20 protein-coding genes are annotated in these 26,211 nt (G+C 71.5%); 13 read left to right on the forward strand and 7 right to left on the reverse strand.

The features are described 5' to 3' along the window. The first annotated feature begins 100 nt into the window (after nucleotides 1–100). On the forward strand, nucleotides 101–1,351 hold the full coding sequence (locus ABEA87_RS18000; protein WP_345630973.1) for an HNH endonuclease signature motif containing protein: 1,251 nt from the start codon (nucleotides 101–103) through the stop codon (nucleotides 1,349–1,351). 202 nt (nucleotides 1,352–1,553) lie between these two features. Here ABEA87_RS18000 and ABEA87_RS18005 read toward each other — a convergent pair whose 3' ends face one another. Then, a complete protein-coding gene (locus ABEA87_RS18005) occupies nucleotides 1,554–2,084 on the reverse strand; it encodes an HAD domain-containing protein (protein WP_345630975.1) in 531 nt (176 codons plus the stop codon). Between the two features lie 358 nt (nucleotides 2,085–2,442). Between ABEA87_RS18005 and ABEA87_RS18010 the strand changes: the two genes are divergently transcribed. From ABEA87_RS18010 to ABEA87_RS18025, 4 genes are all read left to right on the forward strand, one after another. Beyond that, a complete protein-coding gene (locus tag ABEA87_RS18010) occupies nucleotides 2,443–2,988 on the forward strand; it encodes a VOC family protein (protein ID WP_425570906.1) in 546 nt (181 codons plus the stop codon). A gap of 511 nt (nucleotides 2,989–3,499) precedes the next feature. Continuing rightward, complete coding sequence (locus tag ABEA87_RS18015) at nucleotides 3,500–5,953, forward strand: hypothetical protein (RefSeq protein WP_345630977.1); 2,454 nt, start codon at nucleotides 3,500–3,502, stop codon at nucleotides 5,951–5,953. A 326-nt stretch (nucleotides 5,954–6,279) separates the two neighbouring features. Further along, on the forward strand, nucleotides 6,280–6,798 hold the full coding sequence (locus tag ABEA87_RS18020) for a cupin domain-containing protein (protein WP_345630979.1): 519 nt from the start codon (nucleotides 6,280–6,282) through the stop codon (nucleotides 6,796–6,798). A 1,118-nt stretch (nucleotides 6,799–7,916) separates the two neighbouring features. Beyond that, nucleotides 7,917–10,907 (forward strand): beta-glucosidase, encoded by a 2,991-nt coding sequence (locus tag ABEA87_RS18025; protein ID WP_345630981.1) that lies wholly within the window; start codon nucleotides 7,917–7,919, stop codon nucleotides 10,905–10,907. Nucleotides 10,908–11,098: 191 nt separating this feature from the next. Here ABEA87_RS18025 and ABEA87_RS18030 read toward each other — a convergent pair whose 3' ends face one another. After that, nucleotides 11,099–11,713 carry a TetR/AcrR family transcriptional regulator gene (locus ABEA87_RS18030; RefSeq protein ID WP_345630983.1) on the reverse strand — a complete coding sequence of 205 codons (615 nt, stop codon included), beginning with the start codon at nucleotides 11,711–11,713 and terminating at the stop codon, nucleotides 11,099–11,101. Nucleotides 11,714–11,798: 85 nt separating this feature from the next. Here ABEA87_RS18030 and ABEA87_RS18035 point away from each other — a divergent pair, with 85 nt between their 5' ends. Next, nucleotides 11,799–12,242 carry a nuclear transport factor 2 family protein gene (locus ABEA87_RS18035; RefSeq protein WP_345630984.1) on the forward strand — a complete coding sequence of 148 codons (444 nt, stop codon included), beginning with the start codon at nucleotides 11,799–11,801 and terminating at the stop codon, nucleotides 12,240–12,242. A 335-nt stretch (nucleotides 12,243–12,577) separates the two neighbouring features. Continuing rightward, a complete protein-coding gene (locus ABEA87_RS18040; RefSeq protein WP_345630986.1) occupies nucleotides 12,578–14,665 on the forward strand; it encodes a HelD family protein in 2,088 nt (695 codons plus the stop codon). 68 nt (nucleotides 14,666–14,733) lie between these two features. On the opposite strand, the gene ABEA87_RS18045 is transcribed toward ABEA87_RS18040, so the two are convergent. From ABEA87_RS18045 to ABEA87_RS18055, 3 genes are all read right to left on the reverse strand, one after another. Beyond that, on the reverse strand, nucleotides 14,734–15,087 hold the full coding sequence (locus ABEA87_RS18045; protein WP_345630987.1) for a VOC family protein: 354 nt from the start codon (nucleotides 15,085–15,087) through the stop codon (nucleotides 14,734–14,736). 24 nt (nucleotides 15,088–15,111) lie between these two features. Next, nucleotides 15,112–15,639: an LURP-one-related/scramblase family protein gene (locus ABEA87_RS18050; RefSeq protein ID WP_345630988.1), complete on the reverse strand. Its 528-nt coding sequence runs from the start codon at nucleotides 15,637–15,639 to the stop codon at nucleotides 15,112–15,114. Between the two features lie 67 nt (nucleotides 15,640–15,706). Continuing rightward, the gene (locus tag ABEA87_RS18055) at nucleotides 15,707–16,645 is read right to left on the reverse strand and encodes a universal stress protein (protein ID WP_345630989.1); all 939 of its coding nucleotides are present in this window, start codon (nucleotides 16,643–16,645) and stop codon (nucleotides 15,707–15,709) included. A gap of 321 nt (nucleotides 16,646–16,966) precedes the next feature. On the opposite strand from ABEA87_RS18055, the gene ABEA87_RS18060 reads away from it, so the two are divergent. After that, the gene (locus tag ABEA87_RS18060; RefSeq protein ID WP_345630990.1) at nucleotides 16,967–17,380 is read left to right on the forward strand and encodes a hypothetical protein; all 414 of its coding nucleotides are present in this window, start codon (nucleotides 16,967–16,969) and stop codon (nucleotides 17,378–17,380) included. A gap of 35 nt (nucleotides 17,381–17,415) precedes the next feature. Here ABEA87_RS18060 and ABEA87_RS18065 read toward each other — a convergent pair whose 3' ends face one another. Beyond that, nucleotides 17,416–18,195: a class I SAM-dependent methyltransferase gene (locus tag ABEA87_RS18065; RefSeq protein ID WP_345630991.1), complete on the reverse strand. Its 780-nt coding sequence runs from the start codon at nucleotides 18,193–18,195 to the stop codon at nucleotides 17,416–17,418. 223 nt (nucleotides 18,196–18,418) lie between these two features. Between ABEA87_RS18065 and ABEA87_RS18070 the strand changes: the two genes are divergently transcribed. The 4 genes from ABEA87_RS18070 (at nucleotide 18,419) to ABEA87_RS18085 (ending at nucleotide 24,260) form a co-directional block, all read left to right on the forward strand. Continuing rightward, nucleotides 18,419–19,876: a hypothetical protein gene (locus tag ABEA87_RS18070; RefSeq protein ID WP_345630993.1), complete on the forward strand. Its 1,458-nt coding sequence runs from the start codon at nucleotides 18,419–18,421 to the stop codon at nucleotides 19,874–19,876. A gap of 97 nt (nucleotides 19,877–19,973) precedes the next feature. Beyond that, a complete protein-coding gene (locus ABEA87_RS18075) occupies nucleotides 19,974–21,416 on the forward strand; it encodes an AAA family ATPase (RefSeq protein ID WP_345630995.1) in 1,443 nt (480 codons plus the stop codon). Continuing rightward, nucleotides 21,413–22,636, forward strand: a complete 1,224-nt coding sequence (locus tag ABEA87_RS18080) for a vWA domain-containing protein (RefSeq protein WP_345630997.1) — start codon at nucleotides 21,413–21,415, stop codon at nucleotides 22,634–22,636. The genes ABEA87_RS18075 and ABEA87_RS18080 overlap by 4 nt, the downstream gene beginning before the upstream one ends. 241 nt (nucleotides 22,637–22,877) lie before the next feature. Next, nucleotides 22,878–24,260 (forward strand): acyltransferase family protein, encoded by a 1,383-nt coding sequence (locus ABEA87_RS18085; RefSeq protein ID WP_345630999.1) that lies wholly within the window; start codon nucleotides 22,878–22,880, stop codon nucleotides 24,258–24,260. An 82-nt stretch (nucleotides 24,261–24,342) separates the two neighbouring features. Here the strand turns inward: ABEA87_RS18085 and ABEA87_RS18090 are convergent, their stop codons facing one another. Next, on the reverse strand, nucleotides 24,343–24,921 hold the full coding sequence (locus ABEA87_RS18090; RefSeq protein WP_345631001.1) for a dihydrofolate reductase family protein: 579 nt from the start codon (nucleotides 24,919–24,921) through the stop codon (nucleotides 24,343–24,345). 224 nt (nucleotides 24,922–25,145) lie between these two features. Between ABEA87_RS18090 and ABEA87_RS18095 the strand changes: the two genes are divergently transcribed. Continuing rightward, a complete protein-coding gene (locus tag ABEA87_RS18095) occupies nucleotides 25,146–26,180 on the forward strand; it encodes a sigma-70 family RNA polymerase sigma factor (RefSeq protein WP_345631002.1) in 1,035 nt (344 codons plus the stop codon). Nucleotides 26,181–26,211 lie beyond the last annotated feature (31 nt).

A 26,211-nucleotide genomic window follows, 5' to 3' on the forward strand; every position in this document is an offset into this window, starting at 1 on the left:
CCAAGACCCAAGCCACGTTCGTTCATCATTCGCACACATGCCCGGCGGATCGGTCGGCGCGACCCGAAAAAGTGTCGTACCCCATCGGTAGCGTTGGTTCGTGGACGGGGATCCGTTGATCGAGCTGGAGCACGCGGTGCGGTCGCTCGCGCGCGCGTCGGTCTGGGCTCGGTCCCCGCAGGTGTTGATTGACTGTTTGGATCAGGCGTATGCGTTGGCGTCGCGGTTGGACGCCGTGCGGTTGGGCCTGATTCGGGAGATCGATGGGCGGGACCTTGCCCGGCGGCAGGGTGCCACGACGACGACCGCGTGGCTACGTGACCGGTACCGGTTGTCTGGGGGTACGGCGGTGCGTCAGGTGAGGCTCGCTGCGGCGTTGCACGGCGGGTTGTCGAAGACGGCGGAGGCGTTGGCCGCCGGGACGGTCAATCTTGAGCAGGCGCAGGTGATCGCGGCCGCTGTCCCGACTCTTCCCGCCGGGGTCCGCACCGAGGGGGAGGAGTTTCTGGTTGGGCAGTGTGCGGTGTTCGGGCCCAGGGAGTTGGGTCGGCTGACCAGCCGACTGCTGGACGTGGTCGCCCCCGAGGTCGCCGAGAGGCAGGCCGCGCAACAGTTGGCCCGGGACGAGGACCGTGCCCACGCCGACCGGTGCCTGTACCTGACCGACGTGCCCGGCCAGGCGAGGGTGCGGCTGACCGGGTGGCTGGACCAGGAGTCCGCCGCCGTGGTCCGGGCCGCGATCGACCCATTGTGCGCACCCCGGCTGGCGGATGAGGCGGGGTTGCGTAGCCCGGAGCAGCGACGCGTCGACGCCCTGGTGGAGGTGTGCCGGCTGGCGTTGGCCGGCGGGGAGTTGCCCGACAATGGTGGGGATCGGCCGCAGGTGACCGTCACCGTCGACCTGGACACCCTGCGTGGGCAGGTCGGCGCCGCCACCCTGGACGATGGGACCGTGCTCAGCCCCGCCGCCGCGCGCCGGCTGGCGTGTGATGCCCGGATCGTGCCCGCCGTGCTGGGCGGCGTAGGTCAGGTCCTGGACGTGGGTCGGGAGCGGCGCCTGTTCACCGGCCCGACCCGCCGAGCCCTGGTGCTGCGCGACCGGGGTTGCGCGTTTCCGGGCTGTGATCGCCCACCGAGGTGGTGCGACGGGCACCACCTCGTCAGTTGGCTGGATGACGGCCCCACCAGCCTCGACAACGGGGTGCTGCTGTGCGCACACCACCACCGGGTAATCCACCAGGGCGACTGGCAGGTCGGGATCGCCTCCGACGGGCTACCTGAGTTCATCCCACCCCGATACCTCGACCCCGACCAACAACCCCGCCGCAACATCTACCACCGAAGGCAATGACGGGGCCGTACACCTCATCCGCGGTAACCCAGACACGGTCAGCCCCGGTGGAGGCCGCGAGTCGGCGTACCCGAGGATCGTTGCCGGCGCTGGCAACGGACGATCGCGACGGGATGGTCGCTGCACTCCCGGTCACACGACCCGCCGATGGCTGCCATCGACGCGGCTCGTACCTCCTCCGCACGTGATCCGGTGCCATGGGTCACGAGTCATCGCCGCGGTCATCCAGCCACCGCTCAACCCGCGTGAAGTCGGCCGAGGTCAGGCCCACCTCGGGGTCTACCCGGTGCAGCAATGCCCGGACCGGATGGTGCCGGGCGACCCACCGGCGATCCGCCTCGGTGAGCTCGTCGTCGAGCCATACGAACGGGCGCCCTGCCGCCCACGCGACGAGCGGCGCGGTCTTCCAGTGCAGCCCGGGCCCGATCCGATCGTCGGTGTCCGGCCACCCCACGACCGGCAGTTCGGGAAGGCCCAGCCGCGGTGCGACCACCTCGTTCGCGTCGCCCATCCAGGAGGTCGCCCAAACCAACTGGCACTTGAGCGCCAGCAGTCGCCGCCCGTCGCCAGGGTCGAGTCGCTCCAACAATGGGTTGCCACCGTCGCCGTCGGGGTGACGGCCGGTCTCCCGACCGCCCGGGGGATGCCCTTCGGCGACCGGCCGCGACCGGAAGGGGATGAGGGGACCGTCGACGTCGAGGAACACGAACGGGCGCTGCGTCAAGGTCGACATCACCCCCACCGTACCGACCGGCCCGCACCGACCGCCCGTGCTGGCCGCCGCATTGGCCCGCGGCCCGCGGCTCGCGTCCCGGAAATCCTCGCCCGAAATCTCGAACAAACGGCGACGCGTCATGCCTACCACTGGCCGGCATCCGCATCAACTAGGTACCCGGCGACCGCCGGCCCACCCCGCGCCAATGCGCCGCCTTTCAGCCAAGAATGTATTACAACCTGGTCGGCGTGCTTCATAAATATTCAACATAGCCGTTTCACATCGCAATGATCCTTCTCGCCGGGACGAGGACGGGCCGCCGGCCACCGGCGAACTGACCCGGCCGTGCGGCGACGCGTCAGATACCGTCTCCACCGTGGACGAACCGGATGGCACGCGTGAACCGGGTGGCACGCATGGACCGGATGGCACGCATGAACCGGGTGGCACGCATGGACCGGGCGACACGCGTGGACCGGGCGACACGCGTGGACCGGGCGGCGGGGCGGAGCGGCCCGCCACCGGCGCGCTGCACCACATCGAGGTGTGGGTGCCCGACCTCGATCGCGCCGTGGCCAGTTGGGGTTGGCTGCTGGGCGCGTTGGGCTACGCCACGTTCCAGGACTGGTCCGCCGGGCGCAGTTGGCGCCTGAACGACACCTATCTGGTCGTCGAGCAGTCACCGGATCTCAGCGCCACCCATCACGACCGGTGCCGGCCGGGACTCAACCATCTCGCCTTCCACGTCGCGGACGCGCGGCTGGTCGACTCGCTGGCCGCCGAGGCCGCGGAGCACGGCTGGAGGCTACTGTTTCCCGACCGCCATCCACACGCTGGCGGCGCCGGGCACTACGCCGCGTACCTGGAGAACGGTGACGCCTTCGAGGTCGAACTCGTTGCCCGCCGCACGGACCCGGCCTGAGTTCACCGCGGCGTCCACTGCGGCCCGCGACGCTGTTCTCGCATGGGCGTGCGAGCACGGTCCACGGCTGGGCGCGGGACGCGGCACGATCACCACCGTAGCCCGCGAGGGCCTGTCCAACATCGACGTATAACTATACTATGCGGCGAATTCCCATTCGCCATGCCTTCGCCTTCGACAATTGTCGGTCTTGAGGCCGAATAGGTTCAGGTATATAAATGCTCCTGGCGCGCCGAATCGGACAAGGAGAACCCAGACAAGGGGAAGCTACGTGAGGGTTAGTCCTGGCACGTCAATAGATTCGGCAAATTCGTCCCGAAGAAGTCACTTTCGGCGCACCTCGGCCGCCGCGTTCTTGTCCCTAGCAACGACCGTCGGATTGACGGGGTTGGCCGCCGTAGCACCGGCCCAAGCCGCCGTAGCGCCCGCCCAAACGGCCGCAGCATCTGCGCAGGCGGCCCTGGATGCGGCGCCGTCCTCGTCCTACAACGGCCTGTCCCTGACGCCGCCAATGGGATTCAACGACTGGAACGCATTCGGCTGCAATGTGAGCGCATCGCTCATCGAGCAGACCGCGCTTGCTATGCACAACAACGGAATGCAGGCAGCGGGATACAATTATGTCAATATCGACGACTGTTGGATGAACGGTCGTAACGTGTCGGGTTCGGCCGCGAAGCTCGCCGCCGGACGGGTCAACGGGCACCTCATCGCCGACCCGACCTTCTTCCCGCCCAGCGCGCCCGGCCTGAACGACGGCATCAAGATAGTCGCCGACTACGTGCACTCGCTGGGCATGAAGCTCGGCATCTACGAGGACACCGGCACCGCCACCTGCCAGGGTCTCGCCGGAACATACCAGGGCCCCAACGGTGCCACCTACGACACCGTTGACGCGCAGGACTTCGCCAGCTGGGGCGTCGACTACCTCAAGGACGACTGGTGCAACGTGCCGCTCGGGGACGTACCGGGTGCCACCCGGGACGACAAGGCGGCATACCTGTACACCCAGATGAGCCAGGCGCTGAAGGCCACCGGCCGGCCCATCGTGTTCGAGTCGGCGACGCTCGGCGACACCGGGCTGAAGACGTACACCTGGGCGCCGGCCATCTCCAACCTGTGGCGCACCACCTCCGACATCAGCGCCAGCTTCTCCAGCATGCTGCGCAACTTCACCACCAACTCGGCGCTGGCGGCCTACGCCGGTCCCGGGCACTGGAACGACCCGGACATGCTGGAGATCGGCACCGGCAGCTCCACCACGCTGGCCGGCGCGGTGGCACCGGGCGACACCAACGTCAAGGTGAACAGCGTCTCCGGCGCGGTCGTCGGTGGCGTACTGCGGATCGGCACCGCCGCGGCCGGTGACGTCGAGGGCGGCGTGATCACCTCCGTCGGTACCGCGGCGGGGTCCACCACGCTGCTGGCCGCGGCGGCGGCCGGTGACAACAACGTCAAGGTGGGCAGCGTCGGTGCCTTCGCGGCCGGCCAGCAAATCACCATCGACACCGGCGCGAACGCGCAGACCGCCACGATCACCTCGGTCGGCACCGCGGGGACCAGCACCACCCTGGCGGCGGCCACCGCCGCCGGCGCCACCACCATCCCGGTGGCCAGCGTGGCGAACCTCGCCGTGGGCGACACCCTCGCCGTGGACAACGGCGCCAACGCGGAGACCGTCACCATCACCGCGGTGGGCACGGCCGGAGCCACCGGTACGGGTGTCACGGTGTCCCCCGCCCTCACGCTCGCGCACGCCAACCGGGCGGCGGTCAACGACGCCAGCCAGCCCGGCACCGGAGTCAGCTTCGCACCGCCGCTGACCGCGGCGCACCCGGCGGGTACGACCGCGGCGGGCGCCGGTACCGGCATCACGATCAGCGCGCCGTTGGCCAAATCGCACCCGATCGGCGAATCGGCGGGCAAGAGCGGGCTCACCCTGGCGGAGAGCCAGACCGAGTTCGGGCTGTGGGCGATGGAGGCGGCTCCGCTGATCGCGGGTACCGACATCGTCAACATCGCGCCGCAGAACCTGGCCGTGTACAACAACGCCGGGGTCGTCGCCATCGACCAGGACCCGCTGGGCGCGCAGGCCACCGTGGTCACCGGCTCCAGCACCAACCCCGACTGGACGTTGACCAAGCCATTGGCGAACGGCGACACCGCGGTGGCGCTGTTCAACGCGGGCAGCACTCCGTGGACCAACGTCAGCGCGTCGCTCGCCTCGCTGGGGCTCGACCCGACCCGGGCGTACGCCGCGACCGACCAGTGGTCACACGACACCACGACCGTGGCCGGCGCGATCACGCTGGACTCGATCCCGGCGCACGGCACCGTGCTGCTGCGCCTGGCCCCGGGTCCGCGCGTCGACGCCTCCGCCAGCGCGCTCGGCCGCGACTCGGCGCACGCGAGGTTGACGGCACCGGCGGGCGACCTGATCGTCGCGTACGTGGCGGCCGACTCCCCGGACCGCGCTCACGGCCAGACGACGAAGGTCACCGGTGGCGGTCTGGACTGGCGGCTCGCCGGCCGGGCCAACGGCGTACACGGTGACGCCGAGGTCTGGACCGCGAAGGCAGCCTCCGATCTGAACAACGCGGTCATCAATGTGACCGGTAACGTCCGGGGCTACAACGAGTCGGTCACGGTGACCGCCTACCGGGCCAGCGGCATCGGCGCGGTCACCACGGCCAGTTCCTCGAAGGGCGCGCCGACGGCGAGCCTGAAGACCACCGCCGCCAACTCGTGGGTGTTCGCCAGCGGCGACGACTGGCTGGCCTCGGTCGACCGGACCGTCGGTGCCGGCCAGACCCTGGTGCACCAGGCCACCGACTCGGTGGGCGACACCTACTGGGTGCAGTCGACCACGGGGCCCACCAGTGCCTCGGGTACCCGGGTGACCATCAACGACACGGCGCCTCGCAAGGATCCGTACAACCTGGTCCTCGTCGAGATTCTCTGGTAACTGACAGACGGGTGGTGGGGAGGGTCGCCGCGGCGGCCCTCCCCGTGGTCGCGCACGGGCGCCGAACACGGCGGCCCCAAACACGGCGGCCCCAAACACGGGCGCCCCCGAACAGAACGTCGGCTGGAGACAACGGCCGGATTCGGCTAACGGTTCATCGGGCGAACCATGCGAATCATCACTACTCCGCGGGCCGCCGATCGCTGGAATACGGGCCGGGGTCGCGGCTACCGTATTGCCGCCGGGACAGTACCGGCACCCCGACGGATCGGCGGAGAGTTCGCCGATCGATATCGGTTACAAGAACGAACATTGCGGATTGAAAAATGAGCATACCATTAGCTGGCCTGACGACCGATCCTCGGTATACGACGCGGGGCGGCCTGCACATTCCCGCCAACGAGGGCGTCACCAAATGGTTTTCCGGTGATGTGTACACCGTCCGGTTGCAGGCGTCGGCCGCCAACGGCGCGATCGGGATCGTGGAGGCCAGCGTTCCGCCCGGCAGCGGGCCGGTCGCGCACACCCATGCCAGCGAGGAGGAGACGTTCTACATGCTCTCCGGCGAGCTGGAGTTCCTCGACGGGGACCGGCTCTTTACCGCCGGTCCGGGCGACATAGTCTTCGTCCCGCGCGGGATCCGTCACCGCTTCAAGAATGTCGGAGTGCACGCCGCGAAGGTGCTCTTCTTCTACGCCCCGGGCGGGGCGGAGGGGCTGTTCGTGGAGGGCGGCGACGAGCCGCAACCGGGCGTACAGGTGCAGCCGTGGGGGCCGGAGCGTTTCGACGAGCGCATGCTGGGGATGTTCGCCAAGTATGGCGTCGGGGCGCTTCCCGAGGAATAGCGATGCGAGGGCGCGGCAGCGGACGAGAATTTCCCGCTGCCGCGCCGTCGTCGGCGCCGCGTGTGCCCCGGCGGCCACCGCCGGCAAAACCCGTCCCCGGCATTCAGCGACGCCGGTTCGGAAACCCCCGAGAGTTCATGGCTATTGCGTAAGTCGGATTTCAACTTCGTCAATGTCATTTCGCACCGGACGGCAAGTGAATGCTGGCCGCGCAGGACCCGCCGCGAGCCGGTGAGGCCGCGCAGGACCCGCCGCCGCCCGTTGGGCTCGCGAACGCCCCGTCGCGGGCCGCCCGCGCTCCGGATCTGCCGCGGGCCGTGCGAACCTCCAGACCGCGCCGCAAGGCCCCGCGGCCTCCCAGATCGCGCCGCGGGCCGCGCCGCGTCTCAGACCGGCCGCGGGCCGGCGGCCGTCCAGACCCCGGCCGCTGGTCGGCGGCCTCGGGAAGCCGGCCGCGGGCCGGTGCCGATGAACCGGACGCCTGAGTTCGGCGCACCGGCGCCGGACCCGCGGCCGGCCAGCGTTCATGTCCCGACTGGTTGCCTGGACACGGCCCGCTGTTGGGGGCTCTCCGGTCCGGCCGACCGAATGCCTGGACTAGCTCTACCCGGGGTGAGCCGATCCGGCGCTGACGGTAAGGCCGGTTGTCTTTCGTGGTCAAGAGTCACCGGCGGCCCGCCCGTGACCACCGGGCCGGTGGGTGGGGCCGGATCGGCAGGTCGCCACGTGTACGGGCGTCGATGGGCCGGCGCGCACGTTGCGGAAATGTTACCGCTGACAACATTCGCAAACGTAAGTCTTGCGCACGTCGACAAGAAGGAATATGTTCCGTCACACAACAAAGCCTTCGGCGATCTCCGGCCAGATCGGTGAGGGCGCCAGCGGCGCGATGTACCTGCCGGGCGGCACCGCCGGGCAGGTCGCCTGATCCGCCGCCGGCACACGTCGCCGGGTGCCAGCGCACCCGGATGAGTCATTGCCAGCGCCGTTCCTCACGCCCTGCCGCCCCACGCCCGCACTGACCCACCGCGCCGTGGCGGCGCCGGGCGGAGTCACGCGCCTGGCCGTTCCTGAAGCGAAGCCGCCTGACTCCACGACGTCTCCAGGAGGAACCTCTCGTGTTCCCATCCCGTGCACAGCTACCTCAAGCTTCCAGAAAGGGCAGACGCTGGCGCGTCGCCGCGGTCGCCGCGACCGGCCTGCTCGTCGCCTCGATCCTGCCCACCACCGGCGACGCGGCCACCACCGCCGCGAAGAGCGGGTGGGGGCAGGGCACCCTCACCAGCAGCCAACTGCTGTCCCTCGTCGGCCAGATGACCCTGTCCGAGGAGATCGGCATGGTGCACGGCGAAGGCGACCCGCCCAACAGCGCGGCCGCGACGGCCAGCTGCACCGCCTCCGCGGTCGGGTGCGTCGGTGAGGCCGGCTGGATTCCCGGCGTCGCGCGCCTGGGCATTCCCCCGCTGCGGATGACCGACGGCCCGGCCGGCGTCCGGCTCGCGCACGTGGAGACCGAGATGCCCGCTCCCGTCGGGCTCGCCGCCTCGTTCGACTCGGCCGCCGCGCAGCAGTACGGCGAGACGGTCGGCCAGGCCGGGCGCGCCACCGACCAGGATGTGTGGCTCGGCCCGATGGTCAACGAGGTCAACTACCCCACTGGCGGTCGCAACTTCGAGACCCTCGGCGAGGACCCGTACCTGGCCGGGCAGATCGCGGCCGGCGAGGTGACCGGCGCGCAGAGCCAGGGGCTGATCACCGAACTCAAGCATTTCATCGAGAACGACTTCGAGAACGGTCGCAGCTCGACCAACGTGCTCATCGACGACCAGACCCTGCACGAGACCGAGGCGCTGGCGTTCCAGTCCGCCATCCAGGCCGGGGCCGGCTCGGTCATGTGCTCGTACAACCGCGTCAACTACGTGTACGGCTGCGGCAACAGCACCACGCTCGGCGAGGTGCTGCGCGAGCAGTTGGCCTTCGGCGGGTTCGTGCAGTCCGACTGGGGCGCCGTGCACAAGACGACCGACCTGGTCAACGGCGACGACATCGAGCAGTCCAGCGGCTCGAACTTCAGCGTCACCGCACTGACCAACGCGGTGCAGAACGGCACCCCGGCCGTGGCGGCCACCGCCGACTACCCGGCGTACCCGGCGATCAGCGGCGCCCAGTGGAAGCAGGCCCTCGACACCGCCGTGTATCAGATCCTGACCACGATGAACAAGGCCGACCTGTTGGAGGGCACCCAGTACGGCTCGCACTTCACCGGCGCGCCGACCCCGTGGGTGCCGGCCCGAGCGGACCTGGCAAGCCTGCAGGCCGGCGACGCGAAGGCCGCCGAGTCCATCGCCGAGGACGGCGCGACGCTGCTGAAGAACGACGACACGGTGCTGCCGCTGGCAAAGGCCGACGCGAAGAAGGGCGGCCTGTTGGTGATGGGCCCGACCGCGGTCGCCTCGTACTACGGCGGCGGCGGTAGCGCCCACGTCACCCCGTACGACGGCTCGGTCAGCCCGCTGACCGCTATCCAGGCCACCGCCGGCGCGGCGAACCCGGTGTCCTACGTGCCCGGGTACGACCTGGACGGTCAGCTGGTACCGGCCTCGGCCCTGTCCGCACCCGATCCGGCCGCTGGGTATCCTAACTGGACACTCACCTCGACCGACACCGGATTCGCCGGCAAGCCGGGCCTACTGCGCCAGGAGATCACCACCGCGAGCGTGGCCTCGGGCGCCCAGCCGGTGCTCGATCTGGATCCTGGTGCCACGCCGGATCAGCTGGACGGCACCGTCAACTACACCGGCGCGTCGACCATCCCGGCGAACACCGCGTTCCGCTGGTCCGGTCTGCTCACCGCGCCGGCCAACCCGGGCGGCACCAACTGGCAGCTGAAGGTGTTCGTCGGCAACCAGACCAGCTCCCAGCTGTTCGTGGACGGACTCGCCACCGCGCAGCGCCGCGTCAGCATCGGCGCGTACCCGAAGGCACCATCCTCCTCGTACGCCGGGCTGTCCGAGACCGCGCGGTCACACGACCCGGCCAACCCGGCGCTGCAGCAGGCGAGTTACTCGACCACGCTGACCGCTGGCCAGCAGATCCACCTGGACCTGCGGGTGGTCGCCGGTGCGTCGCCCGCGCAGATCCAACTGCGCTGGGTGCCGCCGGACAACCAGGCCGCCGCGATCAACCAGGCCGTCGCGGCCGCGAAGACGGCCAAGAAGGTCGTGCTGTTCGCGTACGACGACGGGCAGGAAGGCTCGGACCGGGGCGGTTCGGACCAGGCGGCCGGGCTGCAACTTCCGGGGTACCAGAACGACCTGATCGGCGCGGTGGCGGCGGCCAACCCGAACACCGTGGTCGTGCTCAACACCGGTGACGCGGTGCTCATGCCGTGGGCGTCGGCCGTGAAGGGCATCCTGGAGATGTGGTACCCGGGCCAGGAGGGTGGCACCGCGACCGCCAACGTACTGTTCGGCAAGGTGAACCCGGGCGGCAAGCTGCCCATCACCTTCCCGGCCAGCGCCACCCAGCAGCCGATGTACGACCCGAACTGCACGGACACCTCGGCCACCGGCAACTGTCCGATGTACCCGGGTGTGGTCGGACCCAGCCCGTACGTGGCCGGAGCGACGACCAGCTACCGGACCATCACCGGCATGTCCGTCAACGGCATCTACGAGGGCTACCGCTGGTACGACGAGCACGGCGTACAGCCGCTGTTCCCGTTCGGGTACGGCCTGTCGTACACCAGCTTCAGCTACTCCAAGCTGTCGATCAAGGGTAGCGCCTCGGCGAGCGGGGTGGACGTGACCTTCACGGTGACCAACACCGGTTCCGTGAAGGGCTCCGCGACTCCGCAGGTCTACATTGGACCGTCGCCGGACCTGCCGGGAAGCGTCCAGCAGGCGCTGCGGAAACTGGTCGGGTTCAGCCGGATCACCCTCGCCGCGGGCGCCTCGCAGGCGGTGACGCTGCACATCAACCAGCAGCAGCTGTCCTCCTGGGCGGATGCCGCCAACAACTGGATCGTGGGCACCGGGGACCGGACCGTCTACGTGGGTTCTGACTCGCGCGATCCGCGCGTGCAAAAAGGCTTCACCCTCAAGAGCTGACCGCATCGAGCCGGCGGCTGCCGTGGCGAGACAAAGCCACGGCAGCCGCCGCGGTCGTGGCGCGGCAGTCGTGGCGCGGGCAGTCGTGGCGCGGCAGTCGTGGCGCGGCGCCCTCAACCAGCGTCGGCCCGCCGGCGAGTCGATGGCTGGCGAGTCCTCCGCTGACCGGTCGTTGGCCCGCCGGTCGATGATTAATCGGTTGAGGGCCCGTCGGTTGACGGGTCGTCGGTTGACGATGGCGCGGGCATTGTCGCCAGGGTCTGGAAGCAGGGGCGGAGCAGGTCGATGATCTGCTCCGGCGAGGCGTCGGCGAGCTGGCCGAACCGGAGCAGGTAGCGCTCGATGATCACGCCGTGGACGATCGCGCTGAGCAGGTTGGCGCGCAGCTCGGCGTCCGGGGTGGGGATCGCGGCAGCGATCTGGCTGAGCTGGGGTTGCCCCGCGGCCCGGTACCGATCGGCGGCGTCGGCGTTGGTGAGCATGGAACGCAGAACGGCCAGCGAGGCCGCCGGCTCGCTGACGAGGCGCTTGGCGACGCTGTCGAGCAACGCCTCGGCCAGCTGGTCGGCGCTTCCGGTGGGCAACTCATCGGCGGGCAGCATGGCGGCGCGGGAGAACAGCTCGTCCTTCGTGCCGAAGTAGTGCATGACAAGGCCGGCGTCAACGCCGGCCGCCCTGGCGACTGCCCGGATGGTGGTGCGCTCGTAGCCGAGTTCGGCGAACAGCTGGCGGGCCTCGGTGAGGATGCGGGCCTCGGTCTGGCGGCGTTGCTGCGCTCGGGTCGGGCGGGCGCTCGGATCGGTCACCCATTCATTCTACGGGCGTTGACAGGGGCCGACCTTTCGTTCTACGGTCGTTCAATCAACGAGCGTTCAACGAAAGGTCTGGGCGATGACTGTCACCTCACGCGAGATCGTCGAGCGGATGCTGCGGGTGGGCCGCGAAGTGGATGTCGAGGCATTCGTGGAATTGATGGCTCCCGATGGATACATCGAGTGGCCGTATCGGCCCGCCGGCGTGCCCGCGCGGTTGCGGGGACGCGAGGAGATCCACAGGTTCCTCACCGAGACGGGCAAGTCGTTCGTCAGGTTCGACGAATTCCAGGATGTGGTGCTGCACGAGACCACCGATCCGGAGGTGATCATCGTGGAGTACGAGGCGAGGGGAACCGTCATCGCGACCGGCGCGCCGTTCCACCAGACCGTCATCGCCGTGTTCCGGGTCCGGGACGGTCAGATCCAGTCCTACCGCGACTACATCAACCCACTGCCCCTGATGGAGGCGCTCGCCAGTGTCGCGGACTCCACCGCGGCGGCGCCCACCAGGGGCATCTAGCCCGGAGGCGGGGGCATCTAGCCCGGAGGCGGGGGCTTTAGCGCGGGGGCGGGGCCCTAGCGCGGGGGCGGGGGCTTTAGCGCGGGGGCGGGGGCTTTAGCGCGGGGGCGGGGCCCTAGCGCCGGAGGCGGAGGGATTGAGCCCGGAGGCGGGCGCTTGGCCCGGCGCCTGGAGTCGGGATCAGGCGGGTTTTCGAGCATCTCATTTCCTCCGCCATGTCCATCATATCGGCCAGTCAAGTCGCCCGAATCGGCCCGGATACTGATTTTGCGCTCCCGACCGACACATATTCTCGACAAGCCCGCGAGCGGTCGTGCCGGCAGAGGGAGCCCCACGTGTCCGAGACAGAACAGCAGATCGCCTTCGAACAGCAGCTCGCCATCGAGCAACAGGTGGTCGACAAGGTCTACGAGCGCCTGAATTTCATGCGCGCGCAGGCGAGGGAGTTGACGGCGGAGGGGCACAACCGCGCGACGTCCGGCCCGGTCACCGGGCTGGTCGAGCGCGACGCCATGGTCCTGCGCGCCGCCGCCAAACTGTCCGATCTGGACAGTCAGGAAGAAGGCATCGTCTTCGGCAGGCTGGACTTCGACGACGGCGACGTGTACCGCATCGGCCGTCTCGGGGTCCGCGACGAGAACCGGGAGCCGCTGGTGGTGGACTGGCGTACGCCCGCCGCCGCGCCGTTCTATCGGGCGACTCCCGGCGACCCGCTCGGCGTGGATCGCCGGCGCGTCATCGTGTGCGAGGGCCCCTCGGTGGTCGGGCTCGATGACGAAGTCCTCTCCCAGAAGGACGTCGACGGCGTGGTCGGCGAGGGCGCCCTGCTCAGGTCGTTGACCAGGAGACGCGGCGAGCACATGCGTGACATCGTCGCCACTATCCAGCGCGAGCAGGACGAGGCGATCCGCGCCCCCGCCCACGGCGTCACCCTGATCACCGGCGGCCCCGGCACGGGCAAGACGCAGGTGGCGCTGCACCGGGCGGCCTATCTGCTCTACACCGATCGCGGCAGGTTCTCCGACGGCCGGGTGCTGGTGGTCGGACCGTCGACGGTGTTCACCGAATACATCGGCCGGGTGCTGCCCGGGCTCGGCGAGGACAGTGTCCACTTGCGAGCGATCGGCGAACTGTTCGAGGGTGTCACCGCCACGCGCCGCGACCCGGCCGAGGTGGCCCGCGTGAAGGGCGACCTGCGCATGGTGCGGGTACTCGCCGATTTGGCGTGGGACACCCCACCGAACGCGCCGGACCGCCTGCGCAGCCTCGACGCCGACGACCTGGCGAGGGCACGCATCGAGGTCAGGAAGCGCTGCGAGGCGCTCGGAATCAGGCTCAACGGCGGCCGCGCCATTGCGGCGAAGGTGCTGTCCGGAATGCTGGACGGCAAGGAGATCCCGGACGCCTTCCTGAACGCGTGGTGGCCGCCGCTGACCCCGCAGGATGTCCTCCCCGCACAGAATGGGGAGTGGACGGTGGACGACGTTCCGCTGCTCGACGAGCTCGCCGAGATCCTCGGCCGGCCGGAGACGCCGAAGAAGGCGGTGCCGGAGTGGAAGCTGCGGGAGCTGAGCAGCGGCGCCCGCCTGGCCGAGACCTTCGTGGTGAGCTGGAGCCTCAACGACGGCTGGCAGCTGTTCGCGCCCGGCCTGGCCACCCCGATGGCGATGTCCGGACAGTCCATGGACAGCAACGACTACTGGGGCGCGCAGCGCTGGGCGGCCGCGATCATTTTGCGCGAGGGCCACAAGGTGACCGGCTGGAGCGAGGGCTTCGACCCGTACGGCGAGGAGGGCTACGTGCCGGTGCTGGCCGAGCCCCTGCCGGTCGCCGAGGCCGAGGAGCCCGTCGAGGACGTGTACCTGCACGTGATCCTCGACGAGGCGCAGGACCTGTCGCCGATGGAGTGCCGGATGATCGCCCGGCACGCGGCTCACGCCTCGATGACCGTCGTGGGCGACCTCGGTCAGGCGACCCATCCGCTGGCCGTGGAGTCCTGGCCGGAACTGGTGCGGCGGCTGGGCAAGCACGAGGTCAGGACGCTCGACCTGCCCACCGGGTACCGGGTGCCGCAGGTCATCGCCGACTTCGCCGCCCGGGCCCTGGCACCGGGGATCGAACCCACCCGGTCCTTCCGCCCCGGCGGCACCCTGGAGATCCGCCGGGTGGACGACCTGGCCGCGGCGGTCGCCGGGGAGAGCGGTGCGGTGATCGCACCCGATCGGCTCGCCATGTCGTTGAACGCGATCCCGGTCAGCCAGGTCAAGGGTCTGGAGTATGACCGGGTGGTGCTGGTGGAGCCGGCCGACATCGTCGCCGCCGAGCCCCGCGGCATGAACCGGCTCTACGTCGCCCTGACCCGGGCCGTCGGCGAGCTGGTCATCCTTCACACCAAACCGTTGCCGGCCGGCCTCACGCACTGAGCACCGGCGACGCGTCGGGGGCGCGCCGATCTAGTCGATCGTCGCTCGTAGTTGCCAATTCTGCGGCGTCAACGGGGGTGCGAGAGGATGTTCATCACGTGCCCAGCCGGATCGCGGACAAAGAACCGGCGAACTCCCCACGGCTCGTCGGTCAACTCATGGACAATTTCCGCTCCCGCGGCGCGTGCGGCCCGGTAAGCCGCGTCCACGTCGTCGACCTCGACCGAGGCGACCGGAACCACGCCTGCCGACACGTCGTGCGTCATCAGGCTCAGTTGCACCTCTGGCCTGTCAGGATCGGCGAGGGTGACGATCCACCCGTGGTCCATCACGATCTCCATGCCGAGCACCTGCACGTAGAACGTGGTGGCCGCACGCAGGTCGGTTGACTGTAGGTCCGGCACGACGCGACTGACTGCCATCCTCGAATACTAACGGTGGTGGCCTCAGGAGGACGCCACCCGGCGGGCGGACTCCACCGCCGCGCGCATGCACTGGGCCAGACCCACCGCCTGCACGATCGACAACACCGGAGCCACCAACTCGAACGCGAAGCTGTCGGCCCGCAGGGCGAAGACGCCGCTGGTCGTCGCGATGCGGGCGACCGGCAGGCCGGACTGGTCGGTGATGGCGAACCTGCGTCCCGACCAGTTGCCGTTGGCGGAGAGGACCCTGCCGTCGGGCAGCGTCACGGTGGTGCGCCGGGCCGCGCTGAACAGACCCAGTTTGAGGTGGAGCAGCGGTTCCTCGCGCGGGCCGAGCACCTGGTACCGGCGCATCCCCTGCCGGCCGCCGTGCGCCAACTCCACCGCCCCAGCCCCGTCGAGGATCTCGAAGCGGGCCCGCATCGACCAGTTGTGCCACCGGATGTGCGCCACCGGCAGCCCATCGGGCAGCGTCACCGGCGACACCGTCCCGAACGGCGCCCGCCCCGGCATCAACAGAACGCCCTGGAATGGCTGGTACGGCTGCATGGGGTACCTCCGGCGGTCGGTCAGCCCGCCCATTGTGCGCGCCGCGCGCAAGGGGCGGCGCGCACCGTCACGCGCGCGGGTGAACGATCGCGACCGGCCGGTCGGCGTGGCTCAGCAGGGCGCGCCCGACCGAGCCGAGCAGCAGCCCGGCGAACCCGCCCCGGCCACGCGAGCCGACCGTCACCAGGCTCGCCTCCTCCTGCCGACCGACGCGCAGGAGCGCCTCGGTCGGGTTGGACGCCTCCACCACCAACCGCCGCACCCGAACCGGCGGGGACCCACCGAGCCGGTCCGCCAACGCGGCCTCCAGCGCCTCCTCGGCCTGCTCCCTGGTGCGTCGCGGAACCTCGAACACCCGCAGGGCGAGCAGCGGCTCGCCGCGGCTCGCGGCCTCGTCGCACGCGAACCCGATCGCCTCCGCCGACGAGTCCGACCCGTCGACCCCCACCAGGACGGGCCCGGATCGCACCGCGGGCCGCGACTCGACGCGCCCGGGCATCACGATGACGGGGGCGTGCGCGTGGGTCGCGACCTGCTCGGACACCGACCCGCTGAGCAGGCTGCTGAGCCGGCCGAGGCCCCGTGAGCCGAGCACCAGCAGGCTCGCCGAGTTCGACTCGTCGACCAGCACCCCGCTGGCGTCCCCCGACCGCATCACACACTCCACCCGCAGCCCGTGATGGCGGCCGCGCAGGTCGGCGGCGAGCCGGTCGAGATTCGCCTCGGCGTCCCCGGACCCGCCCTCCTCCCCCGCGTCGGCCGGCCCGGTCCCCTCGATGACGTCGGAGGGCAGCACCGGTCGCCGCCCGGCGCCGTACCGCCCGGCACCCTGCTGCCCGTCACCGTCCCGCTCGCCGTCGTGCCGCTCGCCGTCGTGCCGTTCATCGCTGTGGACCAGCCGCAGCCACAGGCCCCGCCGCTCGGCCTCGGCCGCGGCGAACTCGGCCGCCGCCCGGCTGTCCGGGGAGCCGTCGATCCCGGCAACGACCGGGGCGCCCTCCCGCATCTGCACAGCCCTCCGCTTCCGGTACCCGATCGGCACCGTCCGATCCGATCCACCGTCCGATCCCCGGCGGGACAGCAGCCCGCCACGGCGGCGATGCCCGTGACGGACCGCGTTAATCACCGATCGGCCGGGCGAGTGTCGATCGCCATCCGGCCGGCCGATCCGGAGTGATCCACATCGTGGCCGGCGCCGTCACGCGCGCCGGCCGGGCCCCACACGTCGCCGCGTTGCTGGCCAACGACAGCACCGGCCGGCATGGACGATCCTGCGGGCGACGTGCCACCCTGATCCGGGGTTACCGCGCGAAGGAGGATCCCACCGGTGAATCTCGTCAAGCGCCTGCTGTTCGGCACCGGGCAGCTGCCCATCGACCTGCGTGCCGCCCTCGCCGCCGACCAGCCCGCCATCATCGCCGAGGGGCTGAGCGGCACGGTCACCCTCCGGCACTACCGGGCCCCCGGCAAGTTCGTCTCCTTCCAAAAACGTGCGGTGGCCGGCGCCGTGGCGGTCACTCGGCAGCGCCTGCTCGTGTGGACCGGCCGCCACAAGGAGGTCGACGTACCCCTGAGCGACCCGTTGCGCGACGCTGTCCAGGTGCGCGTCGAGAGCCCCGACCGCCTGCTCATCGTCGCCGACGTCGGCCGGTTCAACCCCGCGACCTCCGGCACCATCGAGATCCGGCTGCGCACGCCGGACGCGACGCGCCTCGCCGCGGCCGCGGGCTACGCCGACTGACCGTCCCACCGCGCGAGAACGGGACACCTGGTCCGCTAGCCGCGCGCCACCGCGAGCAGGTGTGCGCTGGCGTGGATAAGCAGCGGGTCCTGCTCGACGGCGCGGGCGGCGCGCAGTGCCGCCTCGATCCGGCCGTCGAACGCCGCGATGCCGGCCGCGTCCAGCGCCGGCCAGGCCGGGCCCTCGACGCCGTACACAGTGACATCCACCAGCCCCGCCGTCTGGACCTCGGCCCGCAGTTCCTCGGCGGTGTGAAAATGCGCCGGTACGAAGCCGACGTGGCCGTCGTAGCTGCCTGAGGTGATGACGGTGCGCACCGAGGGTTCCAGCTCGGCGGTGAGCCGGCCGTCAGAGCCGACCTCGAGCAGCGACATGTACCGGCTGATCCCGGCGGCGGCCAACAGCCCGCCCGGGCGCAGCACACGCACCGCCTCGGCCAGGGCACGGGCACGGTCCGACGCCTCGGTCAGGTGATAGAGCGGGCCGAGCAGCAGGACGGCGTCGACGCTGCCGTCCGCGACCTCAAGCTCGCGCGCGTCACCGAGCTGGGCGCTGACCCCGTCCAGGGCCGCGGCGGCGCGCACGTGAGACGGGACCGGGTCGACCACGTGTACGGCGTGCCCGTCGCCGGCCAGCCACGCGGCGTGGACGCCGGTGCCGCCGCCGACGTCGAGCACCCGGGCGCCGGGCGCGGTCAGCCAGCGCCGGATCAGTTCCCGCGTGCGCAGGTACTCCAGCCTCCCGTGTGGCGACCGGCGCAGGCGGGAGTCTTCGAGGCCGTCGATGCCGTAATGCGTCACCAGTTCGGATTCCATCGGAAGATCGTGATCGATCCTGGGCGAAGAGGCCAACGAATTCTCGCTCGCCGCGACGAGTCCAGACTCGCCGCGACGAGTCCAGACCCCGCCGCGTCGCGGAGCCGCTGGCTGCCGGCTCCGGTCCCCGTACCTGACATCCGGCGCGGAGCGTTGTACGCTGATCGACGATGCCTACCTTCTTGTGCAGATGGGAGGTCCCATCCGCAAACGGTGAGTGCTGATGCGTTCACCTACCGCGGATGAGGAATCCCGCCTTCTCCTCTGGTTGCACGTGCGCGAGTTCGCCGTGCCGCCGCCAATGATCGAATCTGCGACCGCCCGCCGCGCCGTGGGCGACTGGGCCGGGGCGTGCGCCGCCGCACGCGTCGATGTCGACCTGAACCTGCGCGCCGTGGCCCGAACGCGGGGCCGGCAGCTCGCCGACCGGATCCGCGCCGACCTGCGCCGACTGGCCCCCGACCTGCTGCGCTGGCACCTGCCGAGGGTCGCCCCGGACGGCCTGCTACGACCGGGCCTGACCGTCTCCCTGGCCCGCTACGGTCCGGCCGGCTCCCGGGGCGGCGCCGTGCACCTGGTGGCCCGCACGCCACCGGCGTGGGCGGACGCCGGACAACGGATCAGCCTCGCGCTGTGGGACGGCTCGGGCTTCGGGGACGGGCCGTACGCGCACCCGCACCCCCACCCGGACCGACGATTCCGCCTCGACCTGCACCGCCACCTGTGGGATGCGCACCGGGCCGGTGAGCTGCGGGAGCGCTCCGGCGCGGGGCGGCCGGCCACCGTCACCGGCACAGCCACCGGAACCGGCACGGCCACCGCCACCGGCACGGCCACCGGCTCCGGCGCGGCCACTGGCACCGCCGCCCCCGACCCGGTACCGAAGGGCAGCGGCTGCGCCGTGGAGCGGTGGGCGGCCGAGGCCGCGCTGCTGCTCGACGACCGGGGGCGGGGCGGCGACGCCGTCACGGTGCGGCTCGGCGGCCGGCACCGGCTGGTGCTGCGCCTGCGTGGGGACACCGGCGCGGGCGGGCCGCCGGCGATGACCCTCGCACCCGCGCCCGCGAAGGGTGGCGCCGGCGACCTGCCGGTGCTGCCCGACGCGGCCACCTGGGTGCCGCCCGACCTGGAGTTGCTGCGTGCCGGGCTGATCGACGCCGGCCGGCTGCACCCGCTGGTCGCGCGGGCTCTCGTACCGGGCCACCAACCCTCCGGCGCGCCGCGAACGCCGGAGGGCGCGGGCGATCCGCACCTGGTCGAGTGCCGAGGCGACCGCCACCGGATCGGTCTGGTGGACGGCAAGCTCGTCCCGCTGGACCATGACCCGGCCGAGATCCGCCGCGAGGAGCTGCTGGCCGCGCTGGGCGGCAACCCGTTGCCGTGCCTGCGGGCGATCGACGAGGCGCACCGGCACCCGGAGTGCCTGGTGGGTGTCCGCGCCCGCCTGGATCACGGCGACGACGCCGGCGCCCTGGCCACGGTCGAGAGCCTGCTCGGACCCGACGCGCTGCTGCGCGGCGGCGCCCTGCGGGATGAGCTGGAGACGGCCGCGCTCCGGCGGGTCAGCCACGGGCTGTTCCGGGCCGGACTGGCCGGGCTCGGGCCGCCCACGGACGTTCGGGACACCCGCCGTGAGGTGCGGACCCACCCGCGCCACGCGCGGCACCCGCGCCGCCCCTGACCTCACTCCCCCGACCTCCACTCGACTGACTCCACTCCACTGGCTTCTCTCGTTTCCGGCCGCCGCGCGGCCCCAAGACCCCCCAAGGTGATGCCGCATGCCCATTTCTGCCCCGTCCGTTGCCACCGGCCTACTGCCCGCCACCCAACTACTGCCCACCACCCAACTACTGCCCACCACCCAACTGCTGCCCGCCGCCGAACTACTATCCAACGCCGAACTGCTGCCCGCCACCGATCTACTGCCCAACGCCGAACTACCGTCCAACGCCGAGTCACCGTCCAATGCGGACAACGCCCTGCGGCTGGAGGTCTCCGCCGAGTTGCTTTCCCTGCTTGCCCAGACCGTCACCGAACCGCGCCCCGACCCGCAGCTTGAGGCGCTGACCCTGGCCGTGGCGGCCGATCTGCCGGTGTTGCTGTGGGGAGAGCCGGGGATCGGCAAGACCGCCGCGCTGAATCAGCTCGCCGAGGCCCTCGACCTGCCGCTGACCACGGTGATCGCGAGCGTGCACGAGCCCTCGGACTTCTCCGGGCTGCCCGTGGTCGGCGACGATCCCGCGGTCCAGGGCGTCCCGATGGCCCCGCCGGACTGGGCGGTACGCCTGGTCCGGGCCGGCCGGGGACTGCTGTTCCTGGACGAGTTGTCCACCGCGCCGCCGGCCGTGCAGGCCGCCCTGCTGCGCCTCGTGCTCGAACGCCAGGTCGGCGCCCTGCGGCTGCCGCCCGGCGTGCGGATCGTGGCCGCCGCCAACCCACGCTCCTCCGCGGCCGACGGCTGGGAGCTCAGCGCCCCGCTGGCCAACCGGTTCGTCCATCTACAGTGGACGTACGAGCACGAGGTGGTGGTGCGCGGGCTCGGCGGGACCTGGCCCCGGGCGGCGCTGCCCCGGCTGGATCCGGGGCGGCTGCGGGAGTCCGTGGCGTTCGCACGCCGGGCGGTGTGCGGGTTCCTCACCGCCCGGCCCGGGCTCGTGCACCGGCTGCCCAGCAACGAGGCCCGCCGGGGCGGACCCTGGCCGTCGCCGCGCAGTTGGGAGATGACCCTGCGGCTGGTCGCGTTCGCCACCGCGGCGGGCACCTCCCGGGACGTGCTGTCCATGCTCGTGCGGGGCACCGTCGGGGACGGACCCGGGCTGGAGGTGCTGGCCAGCCTGGACCGGATGGACCTGCCCGACCCCGAGACGCTGCTGGCGGACCCGTCGGTGGCCGTCCTGCCGGAGCGGGGAGACCTGCGCCAGGCGGTGCTCGACGGCGTGGTGGAGGCGGTACGCAAGCGGCCGGAGCAGTCCCGCTGGGACGCCGCGTGGGCCCTGCTGGTGCTGGCGCTGGAGACCGGGGCCCCGGATCTGGTGGTGGTGCCGGCCGCCACGCTCGCCGCGCTGCGCCGCGACGACTGGGAGGTGCCGGCCGCGATCGACCGGCTGGCGGGGGCGGTGTCGCTGTCGCGCGAGGCGGACCGGGCCGGAGCGCGCACCAAGGCACGGGAAGAGGCACGGGCCGGGGCACCGCTGGCGGCGGGCGCAGGTACCCGCCGATGACGGCGCGCACGCTGGACCTGGAGAAGCTGTACGCCGCCCGGCTGTACGCCGCCCGGGCCCGGCCGTACCTGGCGGCGGCGCTGTTCGCGCTGCACCCGGTGGAGTCGCCGACGGTGCCGACGATGGCGGTGGACCCGCACTGGCGTTGCTATGTCTCACCCACGTTCGTGCACCAGACCCCGCTGGAGGAGTTGGCCGGGGTGTGGGTGCACGAGGTCTCACACCTGCTGCGCGACCACCACGGGCGCAGCGACCGGGTGGCGCTCGCGCGCGGGCTGACCGGACCCGGCGAGCGGCTGCGGATGAACATCGCCGCGGACTGCGAGATCAACGACGACGTGTACGGGGACGGGCTGGCGCGGCCCGAGGGAGCCGTCCGGCCGGAAGACCTCAGGCTGGGCCCGGGTCAACTGATGGAGGACTACCTGAGCAGGTTTCGGCTCGGGCCGTACACGCAGCGCCTGGCCTGGCTCGACTGCGGCAGCGGCGCCGACGGGCGCCAACGGGGTTGGGACCTGGGGCCGGACGGCGCGCACGGGCTGAGCGCGCAGGAACGGGACGCGATCCGGTTCCGGGTGGCGCGGGGCATCACCGGCCGGCCGGGCAGCGCACCGGATGGCTGGCGGCGGTGGGCCGAAGAGGCGTTCCATCCGCCGCAGCCGTGGCGGGAACTGCTGGGCGCCGCCGTCCGTTCGGCGGCCACCGCCCCGGGAGTGGGTGAGGACTACTCGTACGGCCGGCCGTCGCGCAGGTCCACCGCGCTGCCCGGTGTCGTCCTGCCGATCCTGCGGCGCAAGCCGCCCCGGGTCTGCGTGGTCATCGACACGTCCGGCTCGGTCAGCGACGCCGAACTGGGCAGCGCACTGCTGGAGGTCGCCGCGATCGGCCGGGCGGTGGGTGGCCGGCGGGACCTCGTCTCCGTGCTGTCGTGCGACGCGGCGGCCTCGGTCGCGTACCCGCTGTGCCGCGCCGAGGGGGTCCCGCTGATGGGCGGCGGCGGCACGGACCTGCGCAGCGGCTTCGCCCGGGCGATGCGGACCAGCCCCCGCCCGGATGTGGTGGTGGTCCTCACCGACGGGCAGACACCCTGGCCGGAAACGCGGCCGGCGTGCCGGACGGTGGTGGGGCTGTTCCCCCGCAGCGGAAACTCGGGCGAGGACGATCCGGACTACGTGCCGCCCGCGCCGCCCGACTGGGCCCGGGTGGTGACCATCGGGTGACCGGGTGCGGGAGGGCGGTGACCCGGGCGCGGACGATCCGCCGGGTGCGGGAAAGCACAGCCTTTTCATCTTCCCGAAAGCCGGCCACCGCGCGGCGGAATCGGAATAATCTCCCTTATGTCCGGATCGGCCCCCCTTCGCCGACCCGAACGGCACCCGTGCCCGCGCCGGTCATCAAGGCCGGCGCGGGCGCGAGGACCCGTCGCCGATCGCCCATCGGCCGTCACGAGGGAGCTTGCCCGTGCGGGAGTACAGGTTGGGAGGGCTGCGCCTGCCGGCGCTGCGCTCGTCGTCGCTGCGCTCACCGTCGCCGCGGTCATCGTCGCCGCGGTCATCGTCGCCGCGGTCATCGTCGCCGCGCCCATCCTCTCGGGAGCCGCGGGGACCGGGCCGGGGGCGGCCAGCGGGGTGGAGCCTGCCCAGGCTGCCGCTGCCGACCCTGGCGGACCGGTACTCCCCGCACCGCAACGCGTTCGGCCTGTTGCGCATGGTTCTCGCGTGCAATGTGATCATCGCTCACGCCAAGCCGCTGGGCTTCGGGCTGCCCAGCATCGGCGACGGCCTGACCTCCAGCCAGAGTGACCTGGGCACCGTTTCGCTCTACGGCTTCTTCCTGGCCTCCGGGTTCCTCATCACCGAGAGCGCGCTGCGCACGTCGTTCTGGCGCTACGCCTGGTCGCGCTTCCTGCGGGTCTTCCCCGGCCTCTGGGTGTGCCTGCTGGTCACGGCCCTGGTGCTGGCCCCGCTCGCCGCGCTCTACGAAAACGGGACGCTGCACGGATTCTGGGGTCACTCGCAGGGCCCGTTCCACTACCTCACCACCAACTGGTTCGGCTCGATGAACCAGTTCCCGATCTCCGGGTTGCTGTCCGGAACCCCGTACGGGCGGGAGGGCCACGGGCCGTCCGCGTTCGACGGCTCGCTCTGGACGCTCCGGTACGACCTGGTGTTCTACGCGTCGATCGGCGCCCTGATGGTCACCGGCGTGCTGCGCCGCGCGCCCCGGGCCCTGCTGCTGCTCACCGGGGTGTGCTACCTGCTCATCGTCAAGGACCTGGTCAGCGCCTCGGACTGGACGACCCGACCGCTGCCGCGCGGCGCGATCGGCCCGTTCCCGTTGCTCGGGTACCTGGCCGCCCAGTGGATGCTCTACCTCGGCTTCCTGTTCCTGCTCGGTACGGTCGCCCGGCTCTACGCGCACCGCATCCCCATGCACGGCTCGCTCGCCACCATCGCCGCCGCGCTGCTGGGGCTGTCCCTGTGGCGGGGCGGTTTCATCGCGATCGGCCCACCGGTGGTCGCGTACCTGGTGCTGTACCTGGCGGTCGCGCTGCCCTCGCGGGTGGCCCGGCTGGGCCGGGGTCGGGACTACACCTACGGCATCTACATCTACGGCTTCCCGGCCCAGCAACTCGTCGTGCTGTTCGGCGGCGCCCGCTGGGGGCTGATCCCGTACATCGTGTTCAGCCTGCTCGGAGCGCTGGCGCTCGCGGTGCCGTCATGGCATCTGGTGGAGGCCCCGGCGATGCGGTGGAAACGGCGCGGCAAGACCAGCGATCCGCGCCTGCGCGGCCCGGTGCCCGACGCCGCCCCCGTGGCGGCGACCGCGGGCGCCCCGCGATGAATCCCGCTCCGGACGCTCTCCCGGCCGTCCGCGCCGGGAGAGCGCCCGCGAGTTCGCCGGAACGCTGGCGCTCCTCCGGCGCTCAGGCGTCCCGGACGATCTCGTAGGTCAGCAGGACGAGGCCGCTGCCGACCGTCCGGCTGCCGGCGAGGCGGAACGGCCTCGCGCCGCTGGACTCGCCGAAGAGGCGCTTCCCGGCCCCGACCACGACCGGGAAGAGGACCAGCCGCAGCTCGTCCACGAGGTCGTGCTCGATCAGCGTGCGCCCGAGCTCATAGCTGGCGTAGCAGACGATGTCACCGTCCAGCTCCTGCCTCAGCCTGGTGACCTCGTCGACCACGTCGCCCTTGAGCACCGTCACGTTGGTCCAGCTGGGCTCCTGGAGGGTCGAGGACACGACGTACTTGGGCAGGCTGTTCAGCCGCTCCGCCCACTCGCCGGGCCGGGACGCCCACCGCGCCCCGAACCACCCGTCGCTGCGCCGGCCCAGCAGCAGGGCCTCGGTGCTCAGCGCCTCGGCGTGCTCGAGCTTGCTCCACTCGTCGAGGTCCGCGCCCCCGTACCGGACGAACCAGCCGCCCCGGTCGAAGCCTTCCGCACCGTCCGGATCCTGGACCACTCCGTCGAGCGACACGTTGCTGCTGATGACGATCTTTCCCATCTTCGGCTCTCCTTCGTTGTTCACGGGGTGGTACGTCACGGGTGGTGCCGCAGCCGCGGCTGCGGCCGGGGCGCCACGCGGGCGGCCGCACCGTCCGGGCGGCCGCACCGTCCGGGCGGCCGATGATGGATACCCCGCGGACCCGGAAAACTGGGCGCTCGCGGGCCGCCCAGTTCGCGTCCCGAGCGGTGTACATACCGGAGCGGAGACACGACAGGTGCGGGATGAGGGAGGCGCTTGTGAAGGCGGCGGGATCGGACCTGATGGCACGGGCACGGGCCGGGGATGGCGGCGCGTTCGGGGAGCTGACCGAGCCGTACCGCCGGGAACTGCACGTGCACTGCTACCGGATGCTCGGATCGTTCCAGGACGCCGAGGACACGCTCCAGGAGACGCTGCTGGCCGCCTGGCAGGCCCTCGCCGGCTTCAGCGAGGAACGAGCCTCGCTGCGCACCTGGCTGTACAAGATCGCCACTAACCGGTGCCTCAACGCGCGCCGCGCGGCGGGCCGGCGAGCCGCCAAGGAGTGGAACGTGCCCAATCTGGAAGCGCCCGAGCCGACCCGGCTCGGCGAGGTCGTATGGCTGCAGCCGTACCCCGACTTCCTCCTGGAAGCCACGGCCGACGCGCCGCCCGGCCCGGAGGTCCGCTACGAGCGGGCCGAGGCCGTCTCGCTGGCGTTCGTGACCGCCCTGCAGGTGCTGCCGCCGCGCCAGGTCGCCGTGCTCATCCTGCGCGACGTCCTGGGATTCCAGGCCAACGAGGTGGCCGGCATGCTGGAGGTGACCGTCGAGTCGGTCACCAGCGCCCTCAAGCGGGCACGTGCCGGCCTGCGGCACCGCCTGCCGCCCGCCGAAGGCCGACAGCCGCCGGTCGCCGCCGGCTCCCCCGCCGAGGAGGCGATCGTGGCGCGGTTCACCCGCGCGTGGGAGTCCGCGGACGTGGCCGCGCTGGTGGCCCTGCTGACCGACGACGTCTTCATCTCGATGCCGCCGATGCCCTTCGAGTACGAGGGCCGGGACGTCGCGGGTCGGTTCTGCGCCGCCCTGTTCGGCGCGGGCCGCAGGTTCGACCTCGTGCCAACGCGGGCCAACGGCCAGCCGGCGTTCGGCGCCTATCTGCGCGGCCCGGACGGTATCCGGCGGGGCACCGGCCTGTACGCGCTGACCCTGGCCGGCGACCGGATCAGCGCCATGACCCGCTTCGAGGCCAGCGTGCTGCCCTGGTTCGGGCTACCGCGATCGCTTCCCGCGAAATGACAGGCTCGCGGTCAGAAACGGCGTGAGCCTG

This window comes from Rugosimonospora acidiphila (genome assembly GCF_039543385.1).
GTDB lineage: Bacteria > Actinomycetota > Actinomycetes > Mycobacteriales > Micromonosporaceae > Rugosimonospora > Rugosimonospora acidiphila.

Excerpts from the sequence above, each read along its gene's own strand:
- ABEA87_RS18075 (WP_345630995.1), top strand. The coding sequence starts at position 19,974 with ATGCCCATTTCTGCCCCGTCCGTTGCCACCGGCCTACTGCCCGCCACC.
- ABEA87_RS18005 (WP_345630975.1), bottom strand. The coding sequence starts at position 2,084 with ATGTCGACCTTGACGCAGCGCCCGTTCGTGTTCCTCGACGTCGACGGT.
- ABEA87_RS18045 (WP_345630987.1), bottom strand. The coding sequence starts at position 15,087 with ATGGCAGTCAGTCGCGTCGTGCCGGACCTACAGTCAACCGACCTGCGT.
- ABEA87_RS18065 (WP_345630991.1), bottom strand. The coding sequence starts at position 18,195 with ATGGAATCCGAACTGGTGACGCATTACGGCATCGACGGCCTCGAAGAC.
- ABEA87_RS18050 (WP_345630988.1), bottom strand. The coding sequence starts at position 15,639 with ATGCAGCCGTACCAGCCATTCCAGGGCGTTCTGTTGATGCCGGGGCGG.
- ABEA87_RS18090 (WP_345631001.1), bottom strand. The coding sequence starts at position 24,921 with ATGGGAAAGATCGTCATCAGCAGCAACGTGTCGCTCGACGGAGTGGTC.
- ABEA87_RS18080 (WP_345630997.1), top strand. The coding sequence starts at position 21,413 with ATGACGGCGCGCACGCTGGACCTGGAGAAGCTGTACGCCGCCCGGCTG.
- ABEA87_RS18035 (WP_345630984.1), top strand. The coding sequence starts at position 11,799 with ATGACTGTCACCTCACGCGAGATCGTCGAGCGGATGCTGCGGGTGGGC.
- ABEA87_RS18020 (WP_345630979.1), top strand. The coding sequence starts at position 6,280 with ATGAGCATACCATTAGCTGGCCTGACGACCGATCCTCGGTATACGACG.
- ABEA87_RS18070 (WP_345630993.1), top strand. The coding sequence starts at position 18,419 with ATGCGTTCACCTACCGCGGATGAGGAATCCCGCCTTCTCCTCTGGTTG.
- ABEA87_RS18095 (WP_345631002.1), top strand. The coding sequence starts at position 25,146 with ATGAGGGAGGCGCTTGTGAAGGCGGCGGGATCGGACCTGATGGCACGG.
- ABEA87_RS18015 (WP_345630977.1), top strand. The coding sequence starts at position 3,500 with ATGGGATTCAACGACTGGAACGCATTCGGCTGCAATGTGAGCGCATCG.
- ABEA87_RS18055 (WP_345630989.1), bottom strand. The coding sequence starts at position 16,645 with ATGCGGGAGGGCGCCCCGGTCGTTGCCGGGATCGACGGCTCCCCGGAC.